The 414-nt window shown below is 62.6% G+C and carries 1 protein-coding gene; it reads left to right on the top strand.

The features are described from left to right. A partial coding sequence (locus EOA29_RS40465; RefSeq protein WP_127222607.1) for an ABC transporter permease subunit occupies positions 1 to 414 on the top strand: 414 nt, incomplete at both ends.

Genomic DNA, 414 nt, shown 5'->3' with positions numbered 1-414 from the left:
CTTCAACACCATCCCGATCCTGGCGCTGTCGCCGATCATCATCCTGATCTTCGGGCTCGGCATGACGCCGAAGATCGTCATAGCCGCGGTGATCTGCTTCTTCCCGACGCTGGTCAACATGATCCGCGGACTCGATTCGGCCAGCAGCAGCGAGCACGAGCTGTTCAGGGTTCTATCGGCGACGCGCTCGGAGATTTTCTGGAGCCTGCGCCTGCCGCCCGCGCTGCCGATGCTGTTCTCCTCGCTCAGGATTGCCTCCGCCACCGCCGTCATCGGCGCCATCGTCGGCGAATGGATCGGCTCGGACAAAGGGCTCGGCGCGCTGATCATCCAGGCGAGCTTCAACTACCAGTCCGATCGGCTCTATGCGGCGATCGTGCTGTCGTCGTCGTTGTCGATCGCCCTGTTCATCCT

It is taken from the genome of Mesorhizobium sp. M1E.F.Ca.ET.063.01.1.1 (genome assembly GCF_003998155.1).
Lineage (GTDB): Bacteria > Pseudomonadota > Alphaproteobacteria > Rhizobiales > Rhizobiaceae > Mesorhizobium.
The sequence above is the reverse complement of the archived record's forward strand: the minus strand, read 5'-3'. Positions and strand labels throughout refer to the sequence as shown.